This window comes from Streptomyces sp. NPDC017246 (assembly GCF_044331325.1).
Taxonomy (GTDB): Bacteria; Actinomycetota; Actinomycetes; order Streptomycetales; family Streptomycetaceae; genus Streptomyces.
In genome coordinates, this window is sequence record NZ_JBIRMW010000001.1 from 510,036 (window position 1) to 536,803 (window position 26,768).

At 72.5% G+C, this 26,768-nt stretch carries 19 protein-coding genes; 6 read left to right on the forward strand and 13 right to left on the reverse strand.

Translation table 11 applies throughout. The features are described from left to right. Positions 1-21: 21 nt before the first annotated feature. Positions 22-1,644 carry a VWA domain-containing protein gene (locus tag ACH4MY_RS02315; RefSeq protein WP_397996304.1) on the reverse strand — a complete coding sequence of 541 codons (1,623 nt, stop codon included), beginning with the start codon at positions 1,642-1,644 and terminating at the stop codon, positions 22-24. Between the two features lie 215 nt (positions 1,645-1,859). On the opposite strand from ACH4MY_RS02315, the gene ACH4MY_RS02320 reads away from it, so the two are divergent. Then, positions 1,860-2,579, forward strand: a complete 720-nt coding sequence (locus ACH4MY_RS02320) for a DNA-binding response regulator (RefSeq protein ID WP_397996305.1) — start codon at positions 1,860-1,862, stop codon at positions 2,577-2,579. Positions 2,580-2,612: 33 nt separating this feature from the next. On the opposite strand, the gene ACH4MY_RS02325 is transcribed toward ACH4MY_RS02320, so the two are convergent. From ACH4MY_RS02325 to iolC, 6 genes are all read right to left on the reverse strand, one after another. Further along, complete coding sequence (locus tag ACH4MY_RS02325; protein ID WP_397996307.1) at positions 2,613-3,488, reverse strand: ABC transporter permease; 876 nt, start codon at positions 3,486-3,488, stop codon at positions 2,613-2,615. Beyond that, positions 3,485-6,256: an alpha/beta fold hydrolase gene (locus ACH4MY_RS02330; protein WP_397996309.1), complete on the reverse strand. Its 2,772-nt coding sequence runs from the start codon at positions 6,254-6,256 to the stop codon at positions 3,485-3,487. The genes ACH4MY_RS02325 and ACH4MY_RS02330 overlap by 4 nt, the downstream gene beginning before the upstream one ends. A gap of 222 nt (positions 6,257-6,478) precedes the next feature. Then, entirely contained in the window at positions 6,479-7,990 is a 1,512-nt protein-coding gene (mmsA, locus tag ACH4MY_RS02335) for a CoA-acylating methylmalonate-semialdehyde dehydrogenase (protein ID WP_397996311.1), read from the reverse strand. 14 nt (positions 7,991-8,004) lie between these two features. Beyond that, positions 8,005-9,873 carry a 3D-(3,5/4)-trihydroxycyclohexane-1,2-dione acylhydrolase (decyclizing) gene (gene iolD / locus ACH4MY_RS02340; RefSeq protein WP_397996313.1) on the reverse strand — a complete coding sequence of 623 codons (1,869 nt, stop codon included), beginning with the start codon at positions 9,871-9,873 and terminating at the stop codon, positions 8,005-8,007. Further along, positions 9,870-10,748, reverse strand: coding sequence for a 5-deoxy-glucuronate isomerase (iolB, locus tag ACH4MY_RS02345; RefSeq protein WP_397996316.1), 879 nt, complete (start codon positions 10,746-10,748; stop codon positions 9,870-9,872). Before iolB ends, iolD begins: the two co-directional genes overlap by 4 nt. Positions 10,749-10,757: 9 nt before the next feature. Then, on the reverse strand, positions 10,758-11,714 hold the full coding sequence (iolC, locus tag ACH4MY_RS02350) for a 5-dehydro-2-deoxygluconokinase (RefSeq protein WP_397997362.1): 957 nt from the start codon (positions 11,712-11,714) through the stop codon (positions 10,758-10,760). 180 nt (positions 11,715-11,894) lie between these two features. Here iolC and ACH4MY_RS02355 point away from each other — a divergent pair, with 180 nt between their 5' ends. Together ACH4MY_RS02355 and ACH4MY_RS02360 are read left to right on the forward strand one after the other, a co-directional pair. Continuing rightward, positions 11,895-12,824 carry a sugar phosphate isomerase/epimerase family protein gene (locus ACH4MY_RS02355; RefSeq protein WP_397996319.1) on the forward strand — a complete coding sequence of 310 codons (930 nt, stop codon included), beginning with the start codon at positions 11,895-11,897 and terminating at the stop codon, positions 12,822-12,824. 262 nt (positions 12,825-13,086) lie between these two features. Further along, positions 13,087-13,284: a helix-turn-helix transcriptional regulator gene (locus ACH4MY_RS02360; protein WP_397996322.1), complete on the forward strand. Its 198-nt coding sequence runs from the start codon at positions 13,087-13,089 to the stop codon at positions 13,282-13,284. 83 nt (positions 13,285-13,367) lie between these two features. On the opposite strand, the gene ACH4MY_RS02365 is transcribed toward ACH4MY_RS02360, so the two are convergent. The 3 genes from ACH4MY_RS02365 to ACH4MY_RS02375 are packed head-to-tail and all read right to left on the reverse strand — an operon-like array spanning position 13,368 to position 17,944. Further along, the gene (locus ACH4MY_RS02365; protein WP_397996324.1) at positions 13,368-14,264 is read right to left on the reverse strand and encodes a hypothetical protein; all 897 of its coding nucleotides are present in this window, start codon (positions 14,262-14,264) and stop codon (positions 13,368-13,370) included. 38 nt (positions 14,265-14,302) lie between these two features. After that, positions 14,303-15,619 carry a hypothetical protein gene (locus tag ACH4MY_RS02370; protein ID WP_397996327.1) on the reverse strand — a complete coding sequence of 439 codons (1,317 nt, stop codon included), beginning with the start codon at positions 15,617-15,619 and terminating at the stop codon, positions 14,303-14,305. A gap of 21 nt (positions 15,620-15,640) precedes the next feature. Next, positions 15,641-17,944, reverse strand: coding sequence for an MMPL family transporter (locus ACH4MY_RS02375; RefSeq protein ID WP_397996329.1), 2,304 nt, complete (start codon positions 17,942-17,944; stop codon positions 15,641-15,643). Positions 17,945-18,108: 164 nt separating this feature from the next. Here ACH4MY_RS02375 and ACH4MY_RS02380 point away from each other — a divergent pair, with 164 nt between their 5' ends. After that, complete coding sequence (locus ACH4MY_RS02380; protein ID WP_397996332.1) at positions 18,109-18,807, forward strand: TetR/AcrR family transcriptional regulator; 699 nt, start codon at positions 18,109-18,111, stop codon at positions 18,805-18,807. On the opposite strand, the gene ACH4MY_RS02385 is transcribed toward ACH4MY_RS02380, so the two are convergent. Beyond that, positions 18,785-19,993, reverse strand: coding sequence for a cation:proton antiporter (locus tag ACH4MY_RS02385; RefSeq protein ID WP_397996335.1), 1,209 nt, complete (start codon positions 19,991-19,993; stop codon positions 18,785-18,787). The two genes, ACH4MY_RS02380 and ACH4MY_RS02385, sit on opposite strands and share 23 nt — an antisense overlap. Before the next feature lie 113 nt (positions 19,994-20,106). Here ACH4MY_RS02385 and ACH4MY_RS02390 point away from each other — a divergent pair, with 113 nt between their 5' ends. Together ACH4MY_RS02390 and ACH4MY_RS02395 are read left to right on the forward strand one after the other, a co-directional pair. Next, positions 20,107-20,331: a heavy-metal-associated domain-containing protein gene (locus ACH4MY_RS02390; protein WP_397996337.1), complete on the forward strand. Its 225-nt coding sequence runs from the start codon at positions 20,107-20,109 to the stop codon at positions 20,329-20,331. Between the two features lie 71 nt (positions 20,332-20,402). Continuing rightward, entirely contained in the window at positions 20,403-22,664 is a 2,262-nt protein-coding gene (locus tag ACH4MY_RS02395; protein WP_397996340.1) for a heavy metal translocating P-type ATPase, read from the forward strand. 374 nt (positions 22,665-23,038) lie between these two features. Here the strand turns inward: ACH4MY_RS02395 and ACH4MY_RS02400 are convergent, their stop codons facing one another. Together ACH4MY_RS02400 and ACH4MY_RS02405 are read right to left on the reverse strand one after the other, a co-directional pair. Continuing rightward, positions 23,039-24,328, reverse strand: coding sequence for a citrate synthase (locus ACH4MY_RS02400; RefSeq protein ID WP_026057844.1), 1,290 nt, complete (start codon positions 24,326-24,328; stop codon positions 23,039-23,041). 179 nt (positions 24,329-24,507) lie between these two features. Further along, a complete protein-coding gene (locus ACH4MY_RS02405) occupies positions 24,508-26,739 on the reverse strand; it encodes an ATP-dependent RecD-like DNA helicase (protein WP_397996344.1) in 2,232 nt (743 codons plus the stop codon). Between the last annotated feature and the right edge of the window lie 29 nt (positions 26,740-26,768).

The window sequence follows — 26,768 nt, forward strand, 5'->3', positions numbered from 1 at the left end:
CCCTGCCGCCTTCCACCCGCGTCAGCTGTACGGGTCGCCCGACCTCAACTCGCCCTCGCGCGTGGCATCCCCGCCCGGCTCCCGCCCCGGCCCCTCGGACCGCCCGAGCAGCCCGTCGGCCTGCCGCACCGCCGCGGCCAGCTCCCCGACCACCGCCGAACCCGACCGGCCGGCGATGGACTCGGCGCGCTCCGCGAGCGCCGGCAGCCCCGGGGCGCCCGGCAGCCCGCCGCCCCGCAGCGTGTCCGCGAAGTAGGCGCTGATCGCCGTCAGTTGCAGGCTGTCGTGGCCACCGCCCCAGATGTCGGCGGTGAGACCGGCCGTCCCGACCGTGCCGGACCGCTCGTGCGGCGCACGGGTCGCCGGGTCGAGCCAGCGGACGGTGGCGGTGGCCACCGGGCCGGTGGCGCCCGCCCTGGTCCGCACCGTGTACAGCGCGGTGACGGTGTGCCCGGCGCCGACCTCGCCGCCGTCCACGTGGTCGTTCCGGAAGTCCTCGTCGGCGACCTCCCGGTTCTCGTAGCCGATCAGCCGGAACTTCTCGACGGTCCGCCGGTCGAAGGAGACCTGCGCCTTGGCGTCGCGGGCGCGCAGCTCGACATGGGCGGGCAGCTGGTCGACGAAGACCTTGCGGGCCTGCGCGGAGGTGGAGACGTACGTGGTCTGCCCGTCGCCCCGGTCGGCGAGCCGCTCCATGAAGGCGTCGCCGAACTCGCTGCCCACCCCGACGCCGAAGAGGGTGATCCCGTACTTCCTGCGCTCCGCGTCGATGCGTTCGAGGATCGTCCCCGCCCCGGTGGCACCGGTGTTGGCGAGCGCGTCGGAGAGCAGGACGACCCGGTTGGTGGCGCCCTCGCGGTGGCCGTCGACGGCGACGTCGTAGCCGGTGCGGACGCCCGCCTCGACATTGGTGGAGGAGCTCGTCGCGAGGGAGTTCACGACCTCGCGGATCCGGCCGCGGGCCTCCCCCACCCGGGTCATCGGCAGCCGGGTCTCGGCCGTGTCGCTGAAGGTGACGAGCGCGATCGAGTCGTCGTCGCGGAGCTCGTCGGCGAGCAGCCCGAGGGATTCCCTGACCAGGTCGAGGCGGCCCGGCTCGTCCATCGAGCCGGAGACGTCGACGACGAAGGTGAGGGCGGCGGGCGGGCGTTCGCCCTTCGCGTCCGCCGCCCGGGTGGCGAGACCGACCCGGACCAGGGACCAGCCGTCCCGGCCGGCGCGGGCCCCGTCGAGGGTCACGCTGAAGCCGTTGTCCGAGGGGCGCGGATAGTCGGGACGGAAGCTGTTGACGAACTCCTCGGGCCGCACGGTCGCCGGGTCGGGCAGCCGCCCCTCGGCGAGGGTGCGGCGGGCGTAGCCGTACGAGGCGGTGTCCACGTCCAGGGCGAAGGTGGAGAGGTAGTCGGGGGCGGGCGCCGCGGAGGGCCTGCCGTCCTCCCGCACGCCCTCCCGGTTCGCGCTCCCCCCGCCGTCGGGGACCGCCGGGGCGGTGCGGCCGGTCTCGCGGGCCGACCGGTCGGCGGTGCTCCCGTCATTGCCCGCGCCGCAGCCTCCGACGGCGAGTCCGGCCGCGAGCAGACCCGCGACCGTGGCCGAGAACCGGCCACGGCGGCGCCGGGCCGCCCCCGTGATGTGTCGTTCCATGTCATCTCCCCCTCTTGGTAAGGCACTTGTGAATGTGACGAACGAGAGGCCCGCCGGGAGCAGTCGAAGGGGTTGCGGATGGATCTCGATGCGGCAACGGCGGCCGACGAGACAACCGGTGGCATGGATTCGCCATCCTTCTCAACAGGGGTTGTCACCGTGTGCAGTCGCGTGCGTACATGGAGTGGACATCGATCGGGCGGGGGTGGTCAGCGGTGGCAGAGAGCGCGGGCTCCGTGATGCTCGCCCGTTCGGCGATGAACCGGGCCGCGACCGAGGGACAGCGGCCCGCGGGGCGCCCGGTCCGGGGCGCGCGGCGCATCAGCGCGGCGCTCGCCGGGCTGGCCGCTTCCACTCGGTACGAACTGCTGACCTTCGACGACCCGGTCGCCTCGGCGGGCTGCGCGATCCCCGAGCCGTTCCTGGAGCTCGCGGAGGCGTGCATGCGGGCCGCGGCGGAGCGGGCGGGCGAGGTCAGACGGATCGTGCCGCGGCATGCCCTGCATCTGCTGGAGGGCGGTCTCCGGATGCCCGGCCGGGCCCGTCTGGCGGAGTCGATCCCGTTCAAGATGATCGTCGTCGACCGGACGGTGGCCGCGGTCCCGCTCGACCTGGAGCTGCTCTACAACGGACTGCTGCTGATCCGCGACCCGGTGGTGGTGCAGGCCCTCGCCCGGGCCCATCACGCCTGCTGGGTGACGGCCGAGGAGCTGACGTACGCGCCGGTGCCACCGCCTCCGCCGTGCGATCTGCCGCCGCAGCTGCGTCCGGTGCTCGACGCCCTCCTGTCGGGACTCACGGACGAGACGGCGGCGGCCAGGCTCGGCATGTCCGCGCGGACGTACAGCCGCCGGGTGGGCGAGCTGATGGCGGCCCTCGGCACGACGAGCCGCTTCCGCGCGGGCGCGGAAGCGGCTCGAAGGGGGTGGCTGTGAGAAGACCCTGAGTCCCCCGGGGCAGGACGCCCCCTACGACACGATGTCCTTCCGGGCGAAGCCGCGGAAGGCGAGCGCGAAGAGGACGAGGGCGTACGTCAGCGAGATCGCCGTGCCCTTCACCATGCCGCCCCACTCCAGCTGCGGCTGGAGCGCGTCGATCCAGGCGAACTGCCAGTGCGCGGGCAGGTACTCGCGCCAGTCGCCGAGCGCCGTGACGGCGTCCAGGACGTTGCCGACGATGGTCAGGCCGACGGCGCCGCCCACGGCGCCGAGCGGCGCGTCGGTGCGGGTCGAGAGCCAGAAGGCGAGTCCCGCGGTGACCAGTTGGGAGGCGAAGACGAAGGCGACGGCCACGGCGATCCGGAACAGCGCGTCCCCTGCGGGCACCGAGCCGCCGGTGGGCAGCTGGAGCGGCCCCCAGCCGTAGGCGACCGTGCCCGCGGCCAGGGCCACGAGCGGGAGGAGGACCATCGCGGCCGCGCTGTAGCCGAGGGCGACCGCCAGCTTGGAGGCGAGCAGCCGTGACCGGGGTACGGGCGCGGCCAGGAGGTAGCGCAGTGAGGACCAGCTCGCCTCGGAGGCGACGGTGTCCCCGCAGAACAGCGCCACCGGGATGACGAGGAGGAATCCGGCCGAGACGAAGAGGCAGGTGGCGGCGAAGTTGGCGCCGGACGCGGTCGCCGTGTCCATCAGGGTGATGCGGCCGTTGGCGCCGCCGTCCCGTTCGCCGCCGACCGCGAAGGCGATGATCAGGACGAACGGCAGGGCGACGAGGATCCCGCCCATCACGAGGGTGCGGCGCCGCTTCCACTGGCGCAGGGCCTCGACGCGCAGCGGCAGGGTGCGTCCGGCGCGGTAGCCGGGGGCGGAATCCACGGGGGCCGCGGGGGTGTCGAGCAGGCTCATGCGGCTCCTCCTCCGATCAGGGTCAGGAAGGCGTCTTCGAGGCGGCGGTGCGGTCCGATCCCGGTCAGCGGCACGTCGAGGCCGACGAGTTCGCCGATGAGGGCGGTCGGGTCGAGGCCGTCGAGGAGGACGAGGAGCCCGCCGTCGGTGCGGGTCGCCGCGGTGACGCCCGGGAGGGCGCCGATCTTCTCCACGAGGGCGTCGGGGACGCTCTCCCCGAGCGTGACCAGGAGGGTGTCGCCGGAGCCGGTGATCTCGGCGACCGGTCCGGCCTGCACGAGCTGCCCCCGGTCCATGACGACGAGATGGGTGCAGGACTGCTCGACCTCCGCGAGGAGGTGGCTGGAGACGATGACGGTACGGCCACCGGCCGCGTACCGGATCATCACCTCCCGCATCTCGCGGATCTGCGGCGGGTCGAGTCCGTTGGTGGGCTCGTCCAGGATCAGCAGGTCCGGCAGGCCGAGCATGGCCTGGGCCAGGGCGAGGCGCTGCCGCATGCCCTGCGAGTAGGTGCGGACGGCGCGTTCGAGGGCGCTGCCCAGGTTCGCGATGCGCAGGGCCTCCTCGACATGGGCGTCCTCGGCGGGGCGGCCGGTGGCCTTCCAGTACAGGTCGAGGTTCTCCCGCCCGTTGAGGTGCGGCAGGAAGCCGGCGCCCTCGACGAAGGAACCGACCCGGGAGAGGACCGGGGCGCCGGGCCGGATGGCCTGGCCGAAGACCCTGATCTCGCCCTCGTCGGGGGTGATCAGGCCCATCAGCATGCGCAGGGTGGTGGTCTTGCCCGCGCCGTTGGGCCCGAGGAGACCGAGCACCTGGCCCTGCTCGACGCGGAAGGACAGGTCCTTGACGCTGTACCGGTCGCCGCCCTTGTACTTCTTGGAGAGCCCGGTGATCTGGAGCGGCACGGAGACGAGCCCGGGGTCGGGCGCGGGGGCGGCGACGCGGCGGCGGGCCGTGAGGAGCAGCACGGCGGCGACGGCGAGGCCGAGGAGCGGCAGGCCCCAGACCCACCAGGGCAGGGCGGCGGCCTGGGTGTCGAGGCCGGGCGCGGTGGGAACGGTCAGCGGGCTCTCGACGGCGACGGTGTAGCCGGCGGGGACGACCGGGGAGGCGTAACCGAGGTCGGTGGCGGCGACGACGAGCCGGAGCCGGTGCCCGGCCTCCACCTCGTGGTCGACGGCGGGCAGGGTGAGGGTGACGCGCTTCCCGGCCCTGGCGCCGTCGACGCGGACGGGGGCGACGAGCTGGGCGGGCAGCACCTGCTGCCGGCCGTCGGGCCCGACGTCGTACACCTTGGCGAAGAGGACGGCGGAGCCGTCGGGGGCGGTGGAGGTCACCTTGACCCGGACGCTCGGTGAACCGGTGATCCGGAGCGGCTCGTCCTGCGGCTTCGCGTCGAACCTGGCGTGCTGGCCGGGGAAGTCGAGGGAGATGCCGACGCCGAGGGAGGAGAGTCCGGCGACTCCGCCGCCGAGGCCGGGGACGGCCGAGACGGCGGGCGGTGCGGCCCCCGCGGGGTTGGAGAAGGTCTGCGGCCGCCCGGCGAGGGGGACGGTCGTGGCGCCGGCGGTGAGTCCCGGGTAGCGGTCGGCGGTGGCGGCGCGCAGGGTGGCGCGGCCGTCGGTGGAGTCGACGCCGCCGGTGCGGCTCACCCGGAACGCGGGGCCGGTGTCGACGGAGGTGTCGCGCTTCAGCCAGCGGTCGAACCAGGTGCTGACGCGCCGCTCGACGCGCTCGGTCTCGCGGTCGCCGCCGTCGTGGCCGCCGGCGATCCAGTCGACCGCGACGGGGGCGCCGTTGGCGGTCAGGGTGCGGGCCATGGCGTCGGACTGGGCCAGGGTGAAGAGGGAGTCGGACTGGCCCTGGACGAGGAGCGCGGGCACCTTGACGCGGGTGCCGACGGCGGAGGGGCTGCGGGCCTCCAGGAGGGCGCGGGCGGCGGCGTCGGGCTTCCCGGCGACGGCGACGCGCTGGTAGAGGGAGCAGAGTTCGGCGGTGAAGCGTCCGCAGGCGGCGGGCTTCCCTGCCGCGGCCCCGGGGCCGGTGGCGCCCTTCGGGCCGTTTCCGGTCCCCGTGCCGTTTCCGGTCCCCGTGCCGGTGTCTGTCCCGGTGCCGTCGCCCGTCCCGGTGCCCGGCGCGGTCGCGGACCCCGGCCCTGCGCCCGCACCGTTCCCCGCGGAGAAGAAGATCCCGGCCCAGAGCTTCTTGAAGACGCCCTCGGGGAACAGCGCGTCGGCGAGGTTCCAGTAGGTGATCTGGGGGGCGATGGCGTCGACGCGGGGGTCGTGCCCGGCGGCGAGGAGGGAGATCGCCCCGCCGTAGGAGGCGCCGGTGACGCCGACGCGCGGGTCGCCGGCCTTGTCGAGGAGGACCTCGGGCCGGGCGGCGAGCCAGTCGATCAGCTTCCGGACGTCCCGCACCTCGTGGTCGGGGTCGTTGAGGCCGATCTCGCCGGTGGAGGCGCCGAAGCCGCGCGCGGACCAGGTGAGGACGGCGTAGCCGTCGCGGGCGAGTTGCTCGGCCTGGGCGCGGACGTCGTCCTTGGAGCCGCCGAAGCCGTGGCCGAGGAGGACGGCCGGCCGTCGCCCGTCACCGTCGCCGGTGAAGTACGAGGTGTCGAGCCGGGCGCCGTCGAGGTCGAGCATCCGGTCCGCCCGGTGCACGGGCGGCGGATCGTCCGAGGCGACGGCGGTCCAGGTGCCGGCACCCGCGAGAACGGCGAGGACGGCGGTGACCGCGGCCCACCGGGGAAGTCGGAGTCGCATGGTGTCGAGCCTAAGCGGGTCCGCCGCGGACCTCGGCTGTCCGAGGACGGAGCTGCCCGCCCTCCTGGAGTCGTACGGTGCGGGGGCCGCGTACCACGGGCGCGGTATCCGCCCGCGGCCGCCGGTGTCCGCCCGCGGTATCCGCCGGCCGCCCCCCGGCACGGAGCCGGCCCCCGGGGGCGGTGTGTCGCACCCGGGGGCCGGTCTCGGTACCGACGGCTGTCAGTGGTTGCGCGGGAAGCCCAGGTCGACGCCGGCCGGGGCGTCGGACGGGTCCGGCCAGCGGGTGGTGACGACCTTGCCGCGGGTGTAGAAGTGCACGCCGTCGTTGCCGTAGATGTGGTGGTCGCCGAAGAGCGAGTCCTTCCAGCCGCCGAAGGAGTGGTAGCCCACCGGCACCGGGATCGGCACGTTCACGCCGACCATGCCGGCCTCGACCTCCAGCTGGAAGCGGCGGGCGGCGCCGCCGTCGCGGGTGAAGATCGCGGTGCCGTTGCCGAACGGGGAGGCGTTGATGAGGGCGAGGCCCTCCTCGTACGACTCGGCGCGCAGCACGCAGAGCACCGGGCCGAAGATCTCGTCCTGGTAGGCCTTGGCCGTGGTCGGCACGTGGTCCAGGAGGGAGAGGCCGATCCAGTGGCCGTCCTCGTGGCCCTCGACGGTGAGGCCGGTGCCGTCGAGGACGACCTCGCAGCCCTCGTCGGCCGCGCCGTACACGTAGGAGGCGACCTTGTCGCGGTGGACGGCCGTGATGAGCGGGCCCATCTCGGAGGTGGGGTCGGTGCCGGGGCCGATCTTGATCTTCTCGGCGCGCTCGCGGATCTTCTGCACCAGCTCGTCGCCGATGGCGCCGACGGCCACGACGGCCGAGATGGCCATGCAGCGCTCGCCGGCGGAGCCGTAGGCCGCCGAGACGGCCGCGTCGGCCGCCGCGTCGAGGTCGGCGTCCGGGAGGACCAGCATGTGGTTCTTCGCGCCGCCGAGCGCCTGGACGCGCTTGCCGTTGGCGGAGGCGGTGGTGTGGATGTGCCGGGCGATCGGGGTCGAGCCGACGAAGGAGATCGCGGAGACGTCCGGGTGCTCCAGGAGGCGGTCGACGGCCACCTTGTCGCCGTGCAGGACGTTGAAGACACCGTCCGGGAGGCCCGCCTCGGCGAGCAGCTCGGCGATCTTCAGCGACGGCGAGGGGTCCTTCTCGCTCGGCTTGAGGATGAAGGTGTTGCCGGTCGCGATGGCGATCGGGAACATCCACATCGGCACCATGGCCGGGAAGTTGAAGGGCGTGATGCCCGCGACGACGCCCACCGGCTGGCGGATCGACGCCACGTCCACCCGGTTCGACACCTGGGTGGAGAGCTCGCCCTTGAGCTGGGTGGTGATGCCGCAGGCCAGGTCGACGATCTCCAGGCCGCGGGCGACCTCGCCGAGCGCGTCGGAGTGGACCTTGCCGTGCTCGGCGACGATCAGCTCGGCGATCGCGTCGCGGTTGGCGTCGAGCAGTGCGCGGAACTTGAAGAGGATGGTGGTGCGCTGGGCCAGCGAGGAGGTGCCCCAGGTCGCCCAGGCGTCCTTGGCGGCGGCGACGGCGGCGTCGACCTCCTCGACGGAGGCGAGCGCGACCCGCGTGGTCACGGCGCCGGTGGCCGGGTCGGTGACCGGGCCCCAGTTGCCCGACGTGCCCTCGACGGTCTTGCCACCGATCCAGTGGTTGACGGTCTTGACGGTGTTCGTCATGACGAAATGCTCCTTCAGAGATGGCGGCGTCGGGCGGTGACGTGCCGGTCGTACTCCTCCCGGGCCTTGACCGCCGACGGGCGGGTCGAGGTCTCGGCCACGGGCACATCCCACCACGCATCGGCCGGGGGCGGGCCCGACACAGTGTCTGGCGTTTCGGTCTCGACGTAGACACATGTGGGAACCGTCGCCCTCCGTGTGTCGGCGAGGGCTTCCCGCAGGTCACGCACGGTTCGGGGGCGCAGCACCCGCATGCCGAGGGAGGCGGCGTTGGCGCCGAGGTCGACGGGGAGCGGGGGTCCGGTGAATCCGCCGTCCGTGTCCCGGTGGCGGTAGTCGGTGCCGTAGCGTTCGGCGCCGACCGCCTCCGAGAGGCCGCCGATCGAGGCGTAGCCGTGGTTCTGGAGGACGATCAGCCGCAGGGGGAGGCGTTCCTGCACGGCGGTGACGATTTCGGTGGGGTTCATGAGATACGTACCGTCGCCGACGAGCGCCCAGACGGGCCGGCCGGGTGCGGCGAGGAGCACTCCGAGGGCGGCGGGGATCTCGTAGCCCATGCAGGAGTAGCCGTATTCGACGTGGTACTGGTCGGGCGACCGGGTCCGCCACAGCTGGTGGAGGTCGCCGGGGAGGGATCCGGCGGCGTTGATCAGGATGTCGCTGCCGTCGACCAGAGTGTCGAGTACGCCGAGGACCTGGGCCTGGGTGGGGCGGGCGTCCTCGTCGGGGACGGCGTACGCGGCGTCGACCCGCTCCTGCCACTCGTGCTTGTCGCGGGTCCACCGCGCTGTCCCCTGCCGCCCGTGAGGGTGCTCGCCGAGTGCTTCGGCGAGGGCGGTGAGCCCCTCGCGGGCGTCGGCGACGAGCGGCAGGGCGGCCTGCTTGTGGGCGTCGAAGCCGGTGATGTTGAGGTTGACGAAGCGGGCGTCCCCGGGGAAGAGCGTGCCGGACGCGGTGGTGAAGTCGGTGTACCGGGTGCCGACGCCGAGGACGAGATCGCTGGTCCTGGCCAGGGCGTTCGCGGTGGGGCTGCCGGTGTGGCCGATGCCGCCGGTCTCGCAGGGATGGTCGTACGGCAGGGCGCCCTTGCCGGCCTGGGTGGTGGCGACGGGGATGCCGGTCCGTTCGACGAGGGTGCGCAGGGCGTCCTCGGCGCGGCTGTGTCTCACCCCGCCGCCCACGACGAGGAGCGGTCGCCTCGCCTCGCCGATCGCCCGTACGGCGGCGTCGAGTTCGGCGGTGTCGGGGCGGGGGCGGCGGATCCGCCAGACCCGCTCGGCGAAGAACTCCTCGGGCCAGTCGTACGCCTCCGCCTGGACGTCCTGGGGCAGCGCGAGGGTCACCGCGCCGGTCTCCGCGGGGTCGGCGAGGACCCGCATCGCGGCGAGCGCGGCGGGGACCAGGGCTTCGGGGCGTCCGATCCGGTCGAAGTACTTCGAGACGGGACGCAGACAGTCGTTGACGGACACGTCACCCGCGTAGGGGACTTCGAGCTGCTGGAGCACGGGGTCGGCGGGGCGTCCGGCGAAGGTGTCGCCGGGCAGGAGCAGGACCGGGAGACGGTTGACGGTGGCGAGGGCGGCGCCGGTGACGAGGTTGGTGGCGCCGGGGCCGATGGAGGTGGTGACGGCGTGGGCGGAGAGCCGGTTGGACTGCCGGGCGTAGCCGACGGCGGCATGGACCATGGCCTGTTCGTTGCGGCCCTGGTGGAAGGGCATGAGCGCGGGGCTCTCGACGAGGGCCTGGCCGATTCCGGCGACGTTGCCGTGCCCGAAGATGCCCCAGGTGGCGGCGACGAGCCGCTGCCGTTCCCCGTCGCGTTCCGTGTGCTGGGCGGCGAGGAAGCGTACGAGCGCCTGGGCGACGGTCAGCCGGATGCTCATGCGTATCCCTCCGTGTGGTCCGGGTGGAAACAGATCTTCCACTCCCGCTCGGGTCCGGGGCCCGCCATGACGTTGAGATAGAAGAGAGCGTGACCCGGCTGGGCGATCGAGGGGCCGTGCCAGCCGTCGGGGACGAGGACGGCGTCGCCGGTTCCGACCTCGGCGAGGAGGTCGGCGCCGCCGGGCCGGGACGGCGAGATCCGCTGGTAGCCGAGGCCGCCCGGGCCCTCGGTCTCGTAGTAGTAGATCTCCTCGAGGACGGACTCGGCGCCGGGGCGGTGCTCGTCGTGCTTGTGCGGCGGGTAGGAGGACCAGTTGCCGCCGGGCGTCACGACCTCGACGGCGATGAGCCGGTCGCAGTCGAAGGCGTCGGCGGAGGCGAAGTTCCGCACCTGGCGGGCGCGGTTGCCGCTGCCGCGGGTCTCGACGGGAACCTCCGGCGCGGGGCCGTAGCGGGCGGGGAGTCGTCGCTCGCACTTCGCTCCTGCCAAAGCGAAGCGGCCTCCCGCACCGGAGGCGATCTGGGCGTGGGCGTCGCGCGGTACATAGGCGAAGTCGGTCACTCCGTCGAACACGCTCGCGCGGCCCAGGAGTTCGAGGATCTCGCCGTCGACGCGCACGCTACAGGCACCGGAGAGGGGAAGCACGACCCATTCGGAATCCCCGCTCTCGAAGGAGTGGATCTCTCCCGGTCCGAGGGTGAGGACCCGGAGTGCGGAGTACGTCCATCCGGCCCGCCCGGGGTCGATGTCGAGCGCGTACGGGCCCCGGGCGGCGGTCCCCGCGGGGATGTGGAGGGACGGGAACCGGCGGTGGGACGGGGGGTGGCCGGGGGGTGGAGGCTGCGGGTGGGACGGGGGTCGGTCGGTGTTCATGGCCGATCCCTACCCCTTCTCGGGGAGGGTGCCGCTTCCGCCGGCGAGTGCCTCGGCGATCTCGGAGGCGTACGGCATGGCGGACGAGCAGGCGAGTCGGCCCGCGACGATCGCGCCGGCGGCGTTGGCGTGGCGCAGGACCGTGCCGAGGTCCTGTCCGGCGAGCAGTCCGCGGACGAGCGCCCCGCCGAACGCGTCGCCCGCTCCGAGGCCGTTGACGACCTCCACCGGCAGCGGCGGCACCTCGGCGCTCGTCCCGTCGGCGGCGAGCGCGAGGACGCCCTCGGGGCCCTGCTTGACCACGGCGAGCCGCGGCCCGCCGTCGCCTCCGGCGGCCAGCAGCGCGCGGGCGGCCGCGTGGGGCTCGCGCTCCCCCGTCGCGACCTCGCACTCGTCGAGGTTGCCGACGGCGACGGTCGCGTGCCGCAGCGCCTCGGCGTAGTACGGGCGGGCGGCCGCCGGGTCCGCCCAGAACATCGGCCGCCAGTCCAGGTCGAGAACCGTCACCTCCCGGCCGGAGCGGGCCCGCAGCGCCGTCAGGGTCGCGGTACGGCTCGGCTCGTCGCACAGACCGGTGCCGGTCGCCCAGAAGGCCCGGGCGGCGCGGACGGCGTCGAGGTCCAGCTCGTCCGGACGGATCTCCAGGTCGGGGGCCTTGGGGCGGCGGTAGAAGGTGAGCGGGAAGTCGTCGGGCGGGAAGAGCGCGCAGAAGGTGACGGGGGTGGGGTACTCCTCGACCTCGGTCACCCAGTGGTCGTCCACCCCGAAGCCCTTCAGCTCACGGCGCAGATAGGTGCCGAAGGGGTCGGCCCCGGTGCGGGAGAGGAGTGCGGTGCGGAGGCCGAGGCGGGCGGCGGCGACGGCGACGTTGGCCGGGGAGCCGCCGAGGAACTTGGCGAAGGTCTCGACGCGGTCGAGCCCGACCCCGGCCTGGAGCGGATAGAGGTCCACGCCGAGGCGTCCCATGGTGATCAGGTCGTACGGCTCCGACTCCACCCGCGCCACCTCTCGCGTCCGGCTTCCCGCACCCAGGTCTAGTCGTCCGCCCGGAGGCGTGTCAACGATATGTCCGGACATTCGGACGACCCGACCGGGCCGGAGCGGCATGCTTGACGCTGCTCGCGGGCCCCGGCGAAGGTGGCAGGCATGACGAAGCCGTCACCGCAGCCGTCCTCGCACCCGACACCGTCCCGCATCCGGATCGGTTCCGCCCCGGACTCCTGGGGGGTGTGGTTCCCCGACGATCCCCGACAGGTGCCCTGGCAGCGGTTCCTCGACGAGGTGTCCGGCGCGGGCTACGAGTGGATCGAGCTCGGTCCGTACGGCTATCTGCCCACGGATCCGGCCGTCCTGACCGAGGAGACCGCGCGGCGCGGGCTCCGGGTCTCGGCGGGGACGGTCTTCACCGGCCTCCACCACGGCCCGGACGTCTGGGACCGGACCTGGGCGCACGTCGCCGAGAACGCGGCCCTCGCGCAGGCCGTGGGGGCGGGGCATCTCGTCGTCATCCCGTCCTTCTGGCGGGACGACCGCACGGGCGAGGTGCTGGAGGACCGGACGCTCACCGCCGGGCAGTGGCGGGACCTGACGCGGCTCACCGAGCGTCTGGGCCGGGAGGTGCGCGAGCGGTACGGGCTGCGGATCGTCGTCCATCCGCACGCCGACACCCATCTCGACGGCGAGGAGAGCGTGGCGCGGTTCCTCGACGCCACGGACCCGGAGACGGTCTCGCTCTGCCTGGACACCGGGCACTACGCGTACGCCGGCGGGGACAGCGTCAAGCTGATCGAGACGTACGGCGAGCGGATCGGCTACCTCCACCTCAAGCAGGTCGACCCGGCCGTCCTGGCCGGGGTGGTGGCCGAGGGGGTGCCGTTCGGTCCGGCGGTGGCCCGGGGCGTGATGTGCGAGCCGCCGTCCGGGGTGCCGGCTCTCGAACCGGTGCTCGCGGCCGCGGCGGCGCTGGACGTGGACCTGTTCGCGATCGTCGAGCAGGACATGTACCCGTGCGAGGCGGACGTCCCGTACCCGATCGCGCTCCGTACCCGGCGCTTCCTCCGTTCCTGCGGCGTGTAGCCGGCGCATACCGCTCCGACCGGGGACGACGCGGGAGGACACACCGATGTCCCCGTGCCTCACTTTCGTCACGTACGTCCCTTTGTCGTCACGCATATCTCCGTTACGCGGGGTTTCCGTCACAGGCGCTCGACAGGCGCTCTCCTCCGGTCTGGAGGGGTCGTTGCAGGGGGCAATGGCTCAGTGATCGCCAACGCACGCCCGCAGCGCCCCCGAACGGCACCCCCGCCGCCGCTGCGCGGCGCGCAGGGAGGTACCAGGCATGACGGACAGAAGGCTCTGGTCGTACAAGGACATCGCCGCACACATCAAGGTGCAGCCCGACACGGTCCGCTCCTACCGGAAGCACGGACTGCTGCCGGCCCCCGACCAGGTGGAGTCGGGCAAGCCCTACTGGTACGCGGACACGATCCGCGCCTGGGTCGCCAGCCGCCCCGGCAACCGGGGCCGCCGCGACTGACCCCGCCCCGCACGCGCACGGCGCCGGGCCCGGATTCCTCCGGGCCCGGCGCCGTGCGCGTGAGTCGTGCGCGTGAGTCGTGCTCAGACGATCAGGTCGTAGATGTTCCAGCCGTGGCCGGCCGGACGCGGGTCGTGCGGCTCGCTGTTCGCGCCCCGCTCGCCCCATCGCACCACGCCGTACATCAGCAGCCTGCCGTCCTTGGTCCTGGCCGCCAGGGAGGTGTCGTGGCCGCCGACGAGGCCCGTGCCCGCGAGGGCGGTGAAGACGTTCCAGCCGCCGCCGACCCGCTTGCGCGCCTTGAGCAGCGGCTCGTTCCTCCCGGTGGCGTCGTACTGCCAGAGCACGCCGTCGCGGTCGCGGGCGTGCAGCGAGGCGCGCCGCGAGGCCTCGGGGGTGCCCGTGGTCAGCCGGAAGGAGAGGTCTCCGCGCGCCACGACACCGTGTCCGGTGCCGAGTTCGACGGTGGTGGAGAGGGTGCCGAGCCACTCGGCGCCCGAGGGCACGTCGACGGTGATGCCGTAGGTGACGGTCGAGGATCCGGCGGGCACCTCGGCGCCGGGCAGGTCGAGGACGAGCCAGACGCCGTCGACGGTCTCCGGGTCGGGCGAGTCCCAGGCGCACGGCTCGAACGTGCCGCCGTTCACGGCGCAGGTGGAGGTGAACAGGAGGCCGGGGCGGCCCGGTTCGGCCCGGTAGGGCCCCTCGAACGTGAGGCGTTGGGGCAGCAGCGGCCCGGTGGCCCCGGGCGGCAGGGTGACGGTGAGCCGGGTGGTGACCGGGCCCTCCTCGCCGGCGGGCACGACCAGCGGGCCCCCCTCCTGCACGATCGTCCCCACGTCGGCGGCGGCCGGGCCGGGGGTGGCCGCCGCGAGGGGCGAGGCGAGAGCCTGCCCCCCTCCGGCGGCCGGGGGGATCAGCGCGGCGAGCAGTACGCTCGCCGCGACCAGAAACATACGGGTGGGTCTCGTGGGCCTCATGGATCCCCATTGGAGAGGTGTCGGGTCGCCCCGGCGTGTCAGATCACCGCGGTGTAGATGTCCCAGCCCCAGCCGATCCGCGTCCGGGCGGAGCCGGGGACGAAGCCGAAGCCCGACGTCCGGCCCTTGTACACCCACACCTCACCGGTCGTGTCACGGGCAACGACGGAGTCGCTCCAGGCACCACAGAGGTCCATGGCGCCCACGATGTCGCGGTAGACGTTCCAGCCGCCGCCGACCCGCACGCGCGGGGAGAAGGGGGCGGCGGGGTCGGCCCCGGACCTGTACGCGTTGTACTTCCACAGCACGCCGCTCTTGTCGCGGGCCACCAGTCCGTCCTGGAACCGGCTGATGGCGGTGTACGCGTTCCAGCCGCCGCCCACGCGCACGGGCGCCTTGAACGGGGACTCGGAGAACGTCGCCTCGTAGTGCCAGAGGACGCCGTTCCTGTCCCTGGCGACGAGCCCGTCGCTGTAGGGGGCGAGGCTCGTGTACACGTTCCAGCCGCCGCCGACCCGCACGCGCGGCTTGAACGGGGCCGCCGGGTCGCCCGAGCCCCGGTAGTACCAGAGGACACCCGCCTTGTCCCGGGCCACCAGGTCACCGCTGCCGTACGCCGTCGTCCTGGAGAGCTGGGTGATCGTGTTGTAGACATTCCAGCCGGCGCCCACCCGCTTGCGGGGCTTCAGTGGCCCCTCGGGCTTCCCCGTCCCCTCGTACCGCCAGAGGACGCCGTCCCGGTCCCGGGCGTGGACCGCACCGCGGTAGTACGGCTCAGGGGTGCCCGCGACGAAGTCGAGGAGGACCCGCCCGTGAGCCGCCACGGTTCCGGACACGTCCTTCACCGTGAAGTCGCCATCGATGGAGCCGATCTCGGAGAGCCGGGACTCCGCGCCGATCGCGAGCTCGTACGTCAGTGTGCCGTCCTCCGTGTCGACCGCGGGCAGATCGAGCAGGACCGAGTGCTCTCCGGGCTCCGTCTCCTCGTCCGGCGTCCGCCACCCGAGCGGTCCGAGAGCGACGCCGTCCGCCGAGGCGGTGGTGCGGAGCCTCGCGGCGAGCCGCGGGGGTGTGCCGCCACCCGGGAGGTAGGGGACGGGCAGACCCAGCCGCGCCGTCACCGGACCGGTCACACCCTGCGGGAGCGTGACCTTCAGCCGCAGGACCGCCGGCGGGTTGTCCCCCGCCGGCACGGCCAGCCGGCCCCCGTCCTGCACCACCGTGCCCGGCTCGGCGGTGCTTCCCGCCCGGACCGTCACCGGTGCGGCGACCGCCGCCGCTCCCCCGAACGCCACCGGTGCGATCCCGGCGACGAGGACCGTCGCCAGGACCAGGCCCGCACGCATACGTGCCACGAATTCCCCCATGCATCACGCTCATTGAAGCGAGGAAGCGGTCTCCCGCACCTCCTCTGACACCTCTTCGACACCCGAACTCCCCCCAGGGTTGTACGCGTCCGACTCGCTGATTCCGAAGCGGTCGTGGAGGCGCCGCAGCGGGCCCGGGGCCCACCAGGTGAGGCGGCCGGTCAGCTTCATCACGGAGGGCACGAGGAGGCTGCGGACGACCATGGCGTCCATCAGGACGGCGAGGGCGATGCCGAGGCCGAGCATCTTGGTGTTGGTGACGCGTGAGGTGCCGATGGCGACCATGACGACGGCCAGGATCACGGCGGCGGCGGTGATGAGCCCGCCGGTGCGGCGCAGCCCGAAGCGGACCGAGTGCTCGTGGTCGCCGGTGAGGTCGTACTCCTCCTTGATGCGGGACAGCAGGAACACGCCGTAGTCCATGGAGAGCCCGAAGGCCACGCAGAACATGAGCACGGGCAGGGTGGTCTCGATGTCCCCGGTGGGGGTGAAGCCGAGGAGTCCCGCGAGGTGCCCGTCCTGGAAGACCCAGACCACCGCGCCGAACATCGCCGTGAGGCTGAGGGCGTTGAGGACGACGGCCTGGACCGGGATGAGCACGCTGCCGGTGAGCAGGAAGACCAGGAGCAGGGTGACGAGGACGATGATGCCCGCCGCCCACGGCAGCCGCTCGGCGAGGGCGCCCTTGGAGTCGACCAGGACGGCGGCCTGTCCGGTGACGGAGGTCTCGAACGGGGCGGGTGCGGCGCGCAGTTCGGCCACGGCCCGCTGGGCGTCGGGGCCGACGGTCTCGCCCTCGGGCACGACGGTGAAGTAGGCGTGTCCGCCGGGCGCGGTCACCGGCCCGTCGGCGCGGGCGACACCGTCGAGGGCGCCGATCCGCTCCCGGTAGGCCGCGTACTGCGCGGGGGTGGCCTTGCCCTCGGCGAGGACGGTGATCCCGCCGCCGGGGTTTCCGGGGAAGCCGTCCCGCAGCTGGTCCTGGACGACCCGGGAGGAGGCGGTGGCGGGGAGCTGGCGGTCGTCGGCGGTGCCGAGCTTCACGCCGAGGAAGGGCAGTCCGAGGAGGACGAGCCCGGCGGTGGTGAGAACCGCGAAGACCGGCGCCCGGCGCATCACGAGCGCGGCGACCCGTCCCCAGCCCGCTCCGTCGCCGGCGCCCTCGGCGGCGGTCTCCCGGGGTGCCCGGCCCCGGCGGAGGAGCTTGCGCAGGTCGAGTGCGTTGACCCGGTCGCCCAGCAGGACGAGGGCCGCCGGGAGCAGGGTGAGGGCCGCGGCCGCGGCGAGCAGGACCACGGCGATCCCGGCGTACGCGAAGGAGCGCAGGAAGTACTGCGGGAAGACCAGCATCGCGGCGAGCGAGACGGCGACGGTGAGGGCGGAGAAGAGCACGGTCCGCCCTGCGGTGCGCAGGGTGGCGCGGACGGCGGTGTACGTGTCGGCCCCGGTGGCGAGTTCCTCGCGGTAGCGGCGGACGACGAACAGGGCGTAGTCGATGGCGAGTCCGAGTCCGAGGGCCGTCGTCAGGTTCTGCGCGAAGACGGAGACGTCCGTGAACTCGGTGATGCCCCGCAGGGCGGCGTTGGTGCCGAGGATGGCGACGATGCCGACGCCGAGCGGCAGCAGCGCGGCGACGGCGCTGCCGAAGACCATGACGAGCAGGACGAGGGTGAGGGGCAGGGCGATGAGTTCGGCCCGCAGCAGGTCCTCCTGGATGACCGTCTGCATCTCGTGGCGGACCGCGAGGCCGCCGCCGAGGGAGACCTCGACGGGGCCGTGCGTCCCCCGGTACTCGGGGGCGATGCGGTCGAGGACGGCGGCGGCGTCCTTCTCCTCGCCGGCGATACGGGCGGCGATCACGGCCTTCCGGCCGTCCTCGGAGCGGAGGGCGGGCGAGCCGGTGGACCAGTAGGAGCCGACGCCGTCGACACCCGGTTCGGCGTCGAGCCGCTCGGCGAGCCGCCGGGCCTCGGCGACGACCGCGGGGGCGTCGGCTCCGGCCGCTCCGGCGTCGACGAGCAGGAGCAGATTGGGCTGGGAGCCGGGGAACCGGTCTTCGAGGGCCGCGGTCGCGTACGTGGATTCGGCGGCCGGGTCCTCCCAGCCGCCGCTGCCCATCCGGTCGGCGACCCCGCCGCCGGCCAGGACGGCGAGGGCGGTGAGGACGAGGGCGACGAGGAGGGTGAGCCGCGGGCGGGCGGTCACGAACCGCGTCCATCCGCCCCCCGGTGCTCCGGCCGACCGCCCGGCCCGACCTGGGGTTTCGGCCCCGTGTCCGCCCCCGCCGGGTGCTGATTTCTTGACTTCGGCCATGACGAGGTGTCCCCTTCACCTGACCCCCTGTGCTCGCTTCCCGGCAGGTCACATGGGGCGCCCATTGCCATAGACTGGCAAACACGAGTGATCACTCGCGTTTCTCAAGAATGCGAGCGACCTCTCGCGTTTGTCAAACGTGTTGAGGAAAGCTGGGGACAGCCATGTCCGAGGACAGGTCCGAAGAGCCGAAGCCGCGCCGCCGTCAGGCCCGTGGCGAGCGCCGCATCGCGCAGCTGCTCCAGGCCGCCGCGAACGTCTTCTGCGCGAACGGCTACACGGCGTCCAGCACCAACGCGATCGCCCGTGAGGCCCATGTCTCGCCCGGCACGCTCTACCAGTACTTCCCGAACAAGGAGGCCATCGCGATCGAGCTCGGCGACCGCCTCCTGCACGAGATGCGGGAGGCCCACGGCCAGGCGTTCACGGAGGAGAACCTCGCGCTGCCGCTGCCCGGACTGCTCGACGCCGTGGTCGACCCGATGATCGAGTTCAACTGCGCGAACCCCGTCTTCCTGGCGCTGATGCACGGATCCGAGGTGCCCGGCCGGATCGCCGAGGAGCACGACGCCCTGCACGCCTCGCTCCTCGCCCGCGTACGGGAGGTCATCGCCCACTACGCCCCCGCACTGCCCGAAGCGGACCGCGCCCGCGTGGCCGACATGACCTTCGCGACCTTCAAGGGCGGCCTGGACCTCGTCCTCGCGGCGCCCGAGGGCCCCGAGCGGGACGCGACGATCGCCGAGCTGAAGACCCTCCTCCTGCGCTACCTCTCCCCGCTGACCGGCGAGACGGCACCCCTCGCACCCGCCTCCGCCCCCGCGCCCGCCGCGACTCCGGTCACCACGACTCCGAACCGCTGATCCCCTCGACGGGGCGCGCCTTCGCCCCCGACCGCGACTTCAGCGCGATCAGCGGGAAGGCGAGGACCGAGACCATGCCGGCCCCGACGAGCGCCGCCGCCTCGCCGGCCGTCATCGCCTTGTCGTCCACGCCGATGGTCGTGATCGCGACGACCAGCGGCAGCGCGGTGGAGCCGTAGAGCACGAGCCCGCCCCGGTCCTTCCGGTCGAGGTCGCGCGGGGCGAGGAACCAGATCGGTCCGCCGCGCACCACCAGGAAGAGCAGCAGGAAGACCGGGAGCAGGAGCAGGGTCCGGCCGCCGTCGAGGAGCGAGGCCAGGTCGAACTCGATCCCGGTGACGACGAAGAAGACCGGGACGAGGAAGCCGAAGCCGACCCCCTCGATCTTCTCCAGGATCTGCGGCCCCGCCTCGGGTGCGGCCCCGGTCAGCACCAGCCGGGTGATGAGCCCGGCGGCGAAGGCGCCGAGCAGGATGTCGAGCCCGAGGGCCTGCGAGGCGCCCAGCATCACGGCGAGCAGCAGGAAGACGAAGCGGACCGCGAACTGCCCGCTGGTGTGCAGGGTCTTGGCGATGATCCGGGAGAACCAGGGCGGGCGCGGGCGCAGCGCCCAGTAGACGGCCCCGGCGGTGAGCGCGGCGAACACCGCGAGGAGCACGGTCGACTCGCCCGCGCCCCGCCCGCTGAGCAGCAGCGCCATCGCGATGATCGGGCCGAACTCGCCGACCGCGCCGAAGGCCATGACGACCGAGCCGAAGCGTCCGTGGAGGTCGCCGGCGTCGCGGAGCACGGGCAGGACGGTGCCGAGCGCGGTGCTGGTGAGCGCCACTCCGATGAAGACGCCCTTGGTGTATCCGCCGCCGAGCAGGACGCCGGTGGCGAGTCCGAGCACGAGGGCGATCAGCCAGGCCCGCACGGAGCGCCGGAGGGTGTCGCCGCGGACCTTGCCGAACTCGATCTCGTACCCCGCGAGGAAGATCAGCATGGTGAGGCCGAGTTCGGAGAGTCCGTCGATCAGCGCGTCGGTGTGGGCCCAGTCCAGGACGTCGGGGCCGACGAGGATGCCGAGCAGGATCTCGAAGATGACGAGGGGGACGGGGAGTTTGCGGCCGACTCCGTAGGCGAGCAGCGGCGCCAGGACGGCGATCGCCATGATCAGGATGAGCGTGGTCCCCGAATGCGACATATCGGGTGTTTACCATAGGCTCCGGTCGGAAACGGGTGCGCCTCGACTGGAATTTATACCCCCTAGGGGTATAAACTGCGCATGTACGGTCCTGAACCCACGAGGAGAGCGCCATGACCGCAGAGACGAAGACCGACCTCACCACCGTCTACCAGGTCAAGGGCATGACCTGCGGCCACTGCGAGGGCGCGGTCTCCGGCGAGATCTCCGAGCTGCCCGGGGTCTCCTCCGTCACGGCCGTCGCCGCCACCGGGCAGGTGACCGTCGTCTCCGCCGCCCCGCTCGACGAGGAGGCCGTGCGCGCCGCCGTCGACGAGGCCGGCTACGAGCTGGTCTGACCGCTCCCCCGCGGACACCGCGCAGGGCCGTACCGTTAACGGTACGGCCCTGCTCTCCTTTGGAACGGCACATGACCTCCAGCGTCACCGAAACCCCTCCGGCCCCGACCGTCACCGAGCTGACGATCGGGGGGATGACCTGCGCCTCCTGCGCGGCCCGCGTCGAGAAGAAGCTCAACCGGATGGACGGAGTGATCGCGACCGTCAACTACGCCACGGAGAAGGCGCGGATCGAGCACCCGCCGGGGGTCGGCGTCGAGGCGCTGATCGCCACCGTCGTCAAGACCGGCTACACCGCCGAGGAGCCCCCGCCGCCCGAGCCGGAACCCCTCCCGGAGCCCGCGGCGGACACGCCGGCCGGGACCCGGTCCGGAACCCCCGCGCGGGACCCCGAGCTCGCCGCCCTCCGGCAGCGGCTCCTCGTCTCCGCGCTCCTCGCCACGCCCGTCGTCCTGCTCGCCATGGTCCCCGCGCTCCAGTTCGACAACTGGCAGTGGCTCTCCCTCACCCTCGCCTCCCCCGTCGTCGTCTGGGGCGGACTGCCCTTCCACCGGGCCGCCTGGACCAACCTCCGGCACGGCGCCGCCACCATGGACACCCTCGTCTCGGTCGGCACCCTCGCCGCCTTCGGCTGGTCGCTCTGGGCCCTCTTCCTCGGCGACGCGGGCATGCCCGGCATGCGGCACGGCTTCGACCTGACCGTGGACCGCTCCACCGCCTCCTCCGCCGTCTATCTTGAGGTCGCGGCGGGGGTGATCACCTTCATCCTGCTCGGCCGCTATCTGGAGGCCCGCGCCAAGCGGAAGGCCGGCGCGGCACTGCGGGCCCTGCTGGAACTCGGCGCCAAGGACGTGGCCGTCCTGCGCAGGGGCACCGAGGTACGGATCCCGGTCGCCGCGCTGCGGGCCGGAGACCTCTTCGTCGTGCGCCCCGGGGAGAAGATCGCCACCGACGGCACCGTCGCCGAGGGCGCGTCCGCCGTCGACGCCTCCCTGCTCACCGGTGAATCGCTGCCGCTCGACGTCACCGAGGGCAGCGCGGTCACCGGCGGCTGCGTCAACGTCTCCGGCCGGCTCGTCGTCCGGGCCACCCGGGTCGGCGCCGACACTCAGCTCGCCCGCATGGCGAAGCTCGTCGAGGACGCCCAGAACGGCAAGGCGGAGGTGCAGCGGCTCGCCGACCGGGTCTCCGCCGTCTTCGTACCGGTGGTGCTGCTGATCGCGCTCGCCACCCTCGTCACCTGGCTGCTCGTCACCGACGACCCGACGGCCTCCTTCACCGCCGCCGTCGCCGTCCTGATCATCGCCTGCCCCTGCGCCCTCGGCCTCGCCACCCCGACCGCCCTCATGGTCGGCACCGGCCGCGGCGCCCAGCTCGGCATCCTCATCAAGGGCCCCGAGGTCCTCGAATCCACCCGCCGCGTCGACACCGTCGTCCTCGACAAGACGGGCACCGTCACCACGGGCCGGATGTCCCTGCGGTCGGTGCGCGTGTACGAGGGCGCGGGCGTCGACGAGAACGGTCTCCTGCGGCTCGCGGGGGCCCTGGAGCACTCCTCCGAGCACCCGGTGGCCCGCGCGGTCGCGACCGCCGCCGCCGGCCGCTGCGGGGAGCTGCCCGTACCGAAGACCTTCGAGAACGTCCCCGGGCTCGGCGTGCGCGGCTCCGTCGACGGCCGCCTGGTCCTCGTCGGACGCGCCGCCCTGCTGAGCTCGGAGGGCGTCGAGGTCCCCGCGGGGGCCGGGCCCGGCGACGTCCACGTCGCCTGGGACGGGGTCGCCCGCGGCACCCTGACCGTCGCGGACACCGTCAAGGAGACCAGCGCCGAGGCCGTCGCCCTGCTGCGCGGCCTCGGACTGCGGCCGGTCCTGCTCACCGGGGACCACCGGGCCGCGGCGGAGGCCGTGGCCGCCGAGGTCGGCATCGACGAGGTGATCGCGGAGGTGCTGCCGGAGGAGAAGGCCGAGGTCGTCCGGCGGCTCCGAGCGGAGGGCCGGACGGTCGCGATGGTCGGCGACGGGGTGAACGACGCGGCCGCCCTGGCCACCGCCGATCTGGGTCTGGCGATGGGGACGGGCACGGACGCGGCCATCGAGGCGAGCGATCTGACCCTGGTGCGGGGCGACCTGCGGGTCGCGGCGGACGCGATCCGGCTCTCGCGCCGGACCCTGGCGACGATCAAGGGCAACCTCGGCTGGGCCTTCGGCTACAACCTGGCGGCGCTGCCGCTCGCGGCGGCCGGGCTTCTCAACCCGATGATCGCCGGTCTCGCCATGGCCTTTTCGTCCGTCTTCGTCGTATCCAACAGCCTTCGTCTACGGCGCTTCGCCTGAATTCACCTACACGTGACGCACAGGACCTTCACAAGGAGACCTAGATCACAGATATTGGGGGGTAACCATCTGGGCTGTTCGCGAGTCTAAGTGGGCGATGCCGAAGAACGTCTTGGGGGACGTTCATGGAATGTCTTGGGGGATGTTCCAGGCAAGCGTTGGCCGGGGCACGTGCACCGGGGAGCTTTGAGCGGCCCTCCCGTACGTACCCCGGCAGACCGCGTCGCGCCCGACCCGCGTAGCTTCTGCTGACACGGCAGACGCCCGGCCCGGATCCCGTGGGGGGAATCCGCACCGGGATATGGGAAGCGCCCCGACTACCGACCCGTGGGGGGATCGGTAGCGGGGCGCTTCTCGCTTCTCCGGCGAAGCGGCTAGCGCGCCTCGACCGGGACGAAGTCGCGGAGAACCTCGCCCGTGTAGATCTGGCGCGGGCGGCCGATGCGGGAGCCGGGCTCCTTGATCATCTCGTGCCACTGGGCGATCCAGCCGGGGAGCCGGCCGAGCGCGAAGAGCACGGTGAACATCTCGGTCGGGAAGCCCATGGCGCGGTAGATCAGGCCCGTGTAGAAGTCCACGTTCGGGTAGAGGTTGCGCGAGACGAAGTACTCGTCGGAGAGCGCGTGCTCCTCCAGCTTGAGCGCGATGTCCAGCAGCTCGTCGGACTTGCCGAGGGCCGAGAGGACATCGTGCGCCGCCGCCTTGATGATCTTGGCGCGCGGGTCGAAGGACTTGTACACCCGGTGGCCGAAGCCCATCAGGCGGACGCCGTCCTCCTTGTTCTTCACCTTGCGGATGAAGGAGTCGACATCGCCGCCGTTGGCCTTGATGCCTTCGAGCATCTCCAGGACCGACTGGTTGGCGCCACCGTGCAGGGGGCCCCACAGGGCCGAGATGCCGGCGGAGATCGAGGCGAACATGTTCGCCTGCGAGGAGCCGACCAGACGCACGGTGGAGGTCGAGCAGTTCTGCTCGTGGTCCGCGTGCAGGATCAGCAGCTTGTCGAGCGCGTTGACGACGACCGGGTCCAGGTCGTACTCCTGCGCCGGGACCGAGAAGGTCATGCGCAGGAAGTTCTCGACGTACCCGAGGTCGTTACGCGGGTAGACGAACGGGTGACCGATCGACTTCTTGTACGCGTATGCCGCGATCGTCGGCAGCTTGGCGAGCAGCCGGATCGTGGAGAGGTGCCGCTGCTCCTCGTCGAACGGGTTGTGGCTGTCCTGGTAGAAGGTGGACAGCGCGGAGACCACCGAGGACAGCATCGCCATCGGGTGGGCGTCCCGCGGGAAACCACGGAAGAAGTTCTTGACGTCCTCGTGGACCAGCGTGTGCTGCGTGATCTCGTTCTTGAAGGTCGCCAGCTCGTCGACCTTGGGCAGCTCACCGTTGATCAGCAGGTACGCCACCTCAAGGAAGGTGGAGCGCTCGGCCAGCTGCTCGATGGGGTAACCGCGGTACCGCAGGATCCCCTGCTCACCGTCGAGGTAGGTGATCGCGGATTTATAGGCGGCGGTGTTGCCGTATCCGCTGTCCAGGGTGACCAGACCGGTCTGGGCTCGGAGTTTCCCGATGTCGAAGCCCTTGTCGCCGACGGTGCTCTCGACCACCGGGTAGGTGTATTCACCGTCCGCGTACCGCAGTACTACAGAGTTGTCGCTCACGTCATCCCTCACCGACGTAGTGCCTCTTCTTCGAGGTGCCCTGACTGTCTCTACCATCCCCCATTTGGCTCAGGAGAGTGCACTCGGGGTCGACCATTGGGCCAATCGGCGGCACTCAGTGCCGCCAACCTTCATATCCTGCCCCCTTCGCCCCGGTTCCGGTAGTCCTCCGTGATCTTTCACACGAGGGCCGTCCCTGTGAGCCGAAACGCGAGTGCGGTAAAGCGCCTGCCTGCGGAGACCGTACGGACCGCCTGGGCGATCGCCCGGCGGGAGCCGACCAGGACGACGAGCTTCTTGGCCCGGGTCACCGCCGTGTAGAGCAGGTTCCGCTGAAGCATCATCCAGGCACTCGTCGTGACCGGGATCACCACGGCCGGATACTCGCTGCCCTGCGAACGGTGGATGGTGACCGCGTACGCGTGGGCGAGTTCGTCCAGCTCGTCGAAGTCGTACGGCACCTCCTCGTCCTCGTCCGTCCGCACGGTCAGCCGCTGCTCCTCGACGTCCAGCGCCGTGACGACGCCGACCGTGCCGTTGAAGACCCCGTTGGCCCCCTTCTCGTAGTTGTTCCTGATCTGGGTGACCTTGTCGCCGACCCGGAAGACCCGGCCGCCGAACCTCTTCTCCGGAAGGTCCGGGCGGGCCGGGGTGAGGGCCTGCTGCAGGAGTCCGTTGAGCGAGCCGGCGCCGGCCGGGCCGCGGTGCATGGGGGCGAGGACCTGGACGTCACGGCGCGGGTCGAGACCGAACTTGGCCGGAATCCGGCGGGCCGCCACGTCCACGGCGACCCGGGCGGCGTCCTCGGTCTCCTCCTCCGCGAAGAGGAAGAAGTCCGGCAGGCCCTCGGTCCTCGGCGGGGTGCCGGCGTTGATCCGGTGCGCGTTGACGACGACACCGGACTCCTGGGCCTGCCGGAAGATCCGGGTCAGCCGGACCGCCGGCACGGGGCTTCCCGGAGCGAGCAGATCACCGAGGACCTCGCCCGCGCCGACCGAGGGCAGCTGGTCCACATCGCCCACGAGCAGCAGATGGGCCCCCGGCGCCACCGCCTTCACCAGCTTGTTCGCGAGGAGCAGGTCGAGCATGGAGGCCTCGTCGACCACCACCAGGTCGGCGTCGAGCGGCCGGTCCCGGTCGTAGGCCGCGTCGCCGCCCGGCTTGAGCTCCAGAAGCCGGTGCACGGTCGACGCCTCGGTGCCGGTCAGCTCGGCGAGGCGCTTGGCGGCCCGCCCGGTGGGGGCGGCGAGGACGACCTTGGCCTTCTTGGCACGGGCCAGCTCCACGATGGAGCGGACCGTGAACGACTTGCCGCAGCCGGGACCGCCGGTGAGCACGGCGACCTTGCGGGTGAGGGCCAGCCGCACGGCCTCCTCCTGCTCGGGCGCCAGGGAGGCCCCCGTCCGCTCGGCGAGCCAGGCGAGGGCCTTGTCCCAGGCCACGTCCCGGAAGGCCGGCATCCGGTCCTCCTCCGTCCTCAGCAGCCGCCGGAGCTGCCCGGCGAGCGAGAGCTCGGCCCGGTGGAACGGGATCAGGTACACGGCGGTCACGGGCGTCCCCTCCGGCCCGGGGACGGTCTCCCGTACGACCCCCTCGGGATCCTCGGCCAGTTCGGCGAGGCACTCGATGACAAGACCGGTGTCGACCTGGAGGAGCTTCACCGCGTCCGCGATCAACCTCTCCTCGGGGAGGAAGCAGTGCCCCTGGTCGCCCGACTGCGACAGCGCGTACTGGAGACCGGCCTTCACCCGGTCGGGACTGTCGTGCGGTATGCCCACCGCCTGGGCGATCTTGTCCGCGGTGAGGAAGCCGATGCCCCAGACGTCGGAGGCGAGCCGGTAGGGCTGGTTCCGCACGACGGAGATCGAGGCGTCCCCGTACTTCTTGTAGATCCGGACCGCGATGGAGGTGGAGACACCGACGCCCTGGAGGAAGACCATCACCTCCTTGATCGCCTTCTGCTCCTCCCAGGCCGCGCCGATGTTCTTCGTGCGCTTGGGGCCCAGACCCGGGACCTCGATCAGCCGGCCGATGGCCTCCTCCAGGATCCGGAGGGTGTCCAGACCGAAGTGCTGGGTGATGCGGTCGGCGAAGACGGGGCCGATGCCCTTGATCAGCCCCGAGCCGAGATAGCGCCGGATGCCCTGGATCGTCGCGGGCAGCACGGTCGTGTAGTTGTCGACGGTGAACTGCTTGCCGTACTGCGGATGGGAGCCCCAACGCCCCTCCATCCGCAGCGACTCCCCCGGCTGCGCCCCCAGCAGGGAACCGACCACCGTGAGCAGGTCCCCGGCCCCGCGGCCGGTGTCGACCCGGGCGACCGTGTACCCGTTCTCCTCATTGGCATAGGTGATCCGCTCCAGAACACCCTCGACCACCGCGGGACCCGGCCCGCGACCCTCATTGGACATGCCCCGACCGTAGCGAAGGCCTCGGACAC

What these genes read in the sequence shown, in the direction of transcription:
- ACH4MY_RS02315 (WP_397996304.1), bottom strand. Translation starts at nt 1,644, where the DNA reads ATGGAACGACACATCACGGGGGCGGCCCGGCGCCGCCGTGGCCGGTTC.
- ACH4MY_RS02325 (WP_397996307.1), bottom strand. Translation starts at nt 3,488, where the DNA reads ATGAGCCTGCTCGACACCCCCGCGGCCCCCGTGGATTCCGCCCCCGGC.
- ACH4MY_RS02330 (WP_397996309.1), bottom strand. Translation starts at nt 6,256, where the DNA reads ATGCGACTCCGACTTCCCCGGTGGGCCGCGGTCACCGCCGTCCTCGCC.
- mmsA (WP_397996311.1), bottom strand. Translation starts at nt 7,990, where the DNA reads ATGACGAACACCGTCAAGACCGTCAACCACTGGATCGGTGGCAAGACC.
- iolD (WP_397996313.1), bottom strand. Translation starts at nt 9,873, where the DNA reads ATGAGCATCCGGCTGACCGTCGCCCAGGCGCTCGTACGCTTCCTCGCC.
- iolB (WP_397996316.1), bottom strand. Translation starts at nt 10,748, where the DNA reads ATGAACACCGACCGACCCCCGTCCCACCCGCAGCCTCCACCCCCCGGC.
- iolC (WP_397997362.1), bottom strand. Translation starts at nt 11,714, where the DNA reads ATGGGACGCCTCGGCGTGGACCTCTATCCGCTCCAGGCCGGGGTCGGG.
- ACH4MY_RS02355 (WP_397996319.1), top strand. Translation starts at nt 11,895, where the DNA reads ATGACGAAGCCGTCACCGCAGCCGTCCTCGCACCCGACACCGTCCCGC.
- ACH4MY_RS02360 (WP_397996322.1), top strand. Translation starts at nt 13,087, where the DNA reads ATGACGGACAGAAGGCTCTGGTCGTACAAGGACATCGCCGCACACATC.
- ACH4MY_RS02365 (WP_397996324.1), bottom strand. Translation starts at nt 14,264, where the DNA reads ATGAGGCCCACGAGACCCACCCGTATGTTTCTGGTCGCGGCGAGCGTA.
- ACH4MY_RS02375 (WP_397996329.1), bottom strand. Translation starts at nt 17,944, where the DNA reads ATGGCCGAAGTCAAGAAATCAGCACCCGGCGGGGGCGGACACGGGGCC.
- ACH4MY_RS02380 (WP_397996332.1), top strand. Translation starts at nt 18,109, where the DNA reads ATGTCCGAGGACAGGTCCGAAGAGCCGAAGCCGCGCCGCCGTCAGGCC.
- ACH4MY_RS02385 (WP_397996335.1), bottom strand. Translation starts at nt 19,993, where the DNA reads ATGTCGCATTCGGGGACCACGCTCATCCTGATCATGGCGATCGCCGTC.
- ACH4MY_RS02390 (WP_397996337.1), top strand. Translation starts at nt 20,107, where the DNA reads ATGACCGCAGAGACGAAGACCGACCTCACCACCGTCTACCAGGTCAAG.
- ACH4MY_RS02395 (WP_397996340.1), top strand. Translation starts at nt 20,403, where the DNA reads ATGACCTCCAGCGTCACCGAAACCCCTCCGGCCCCGACCGTCACCGAG.
- ACH4MY_RS02405 (WP_397996344.1), bottom strand. Translation starts at nt 26,739, where the DNA reads ATGTCCAATGAGGGTCGCGGGCCGGGTCCCGCGGTGGTCGAGGGTGTT.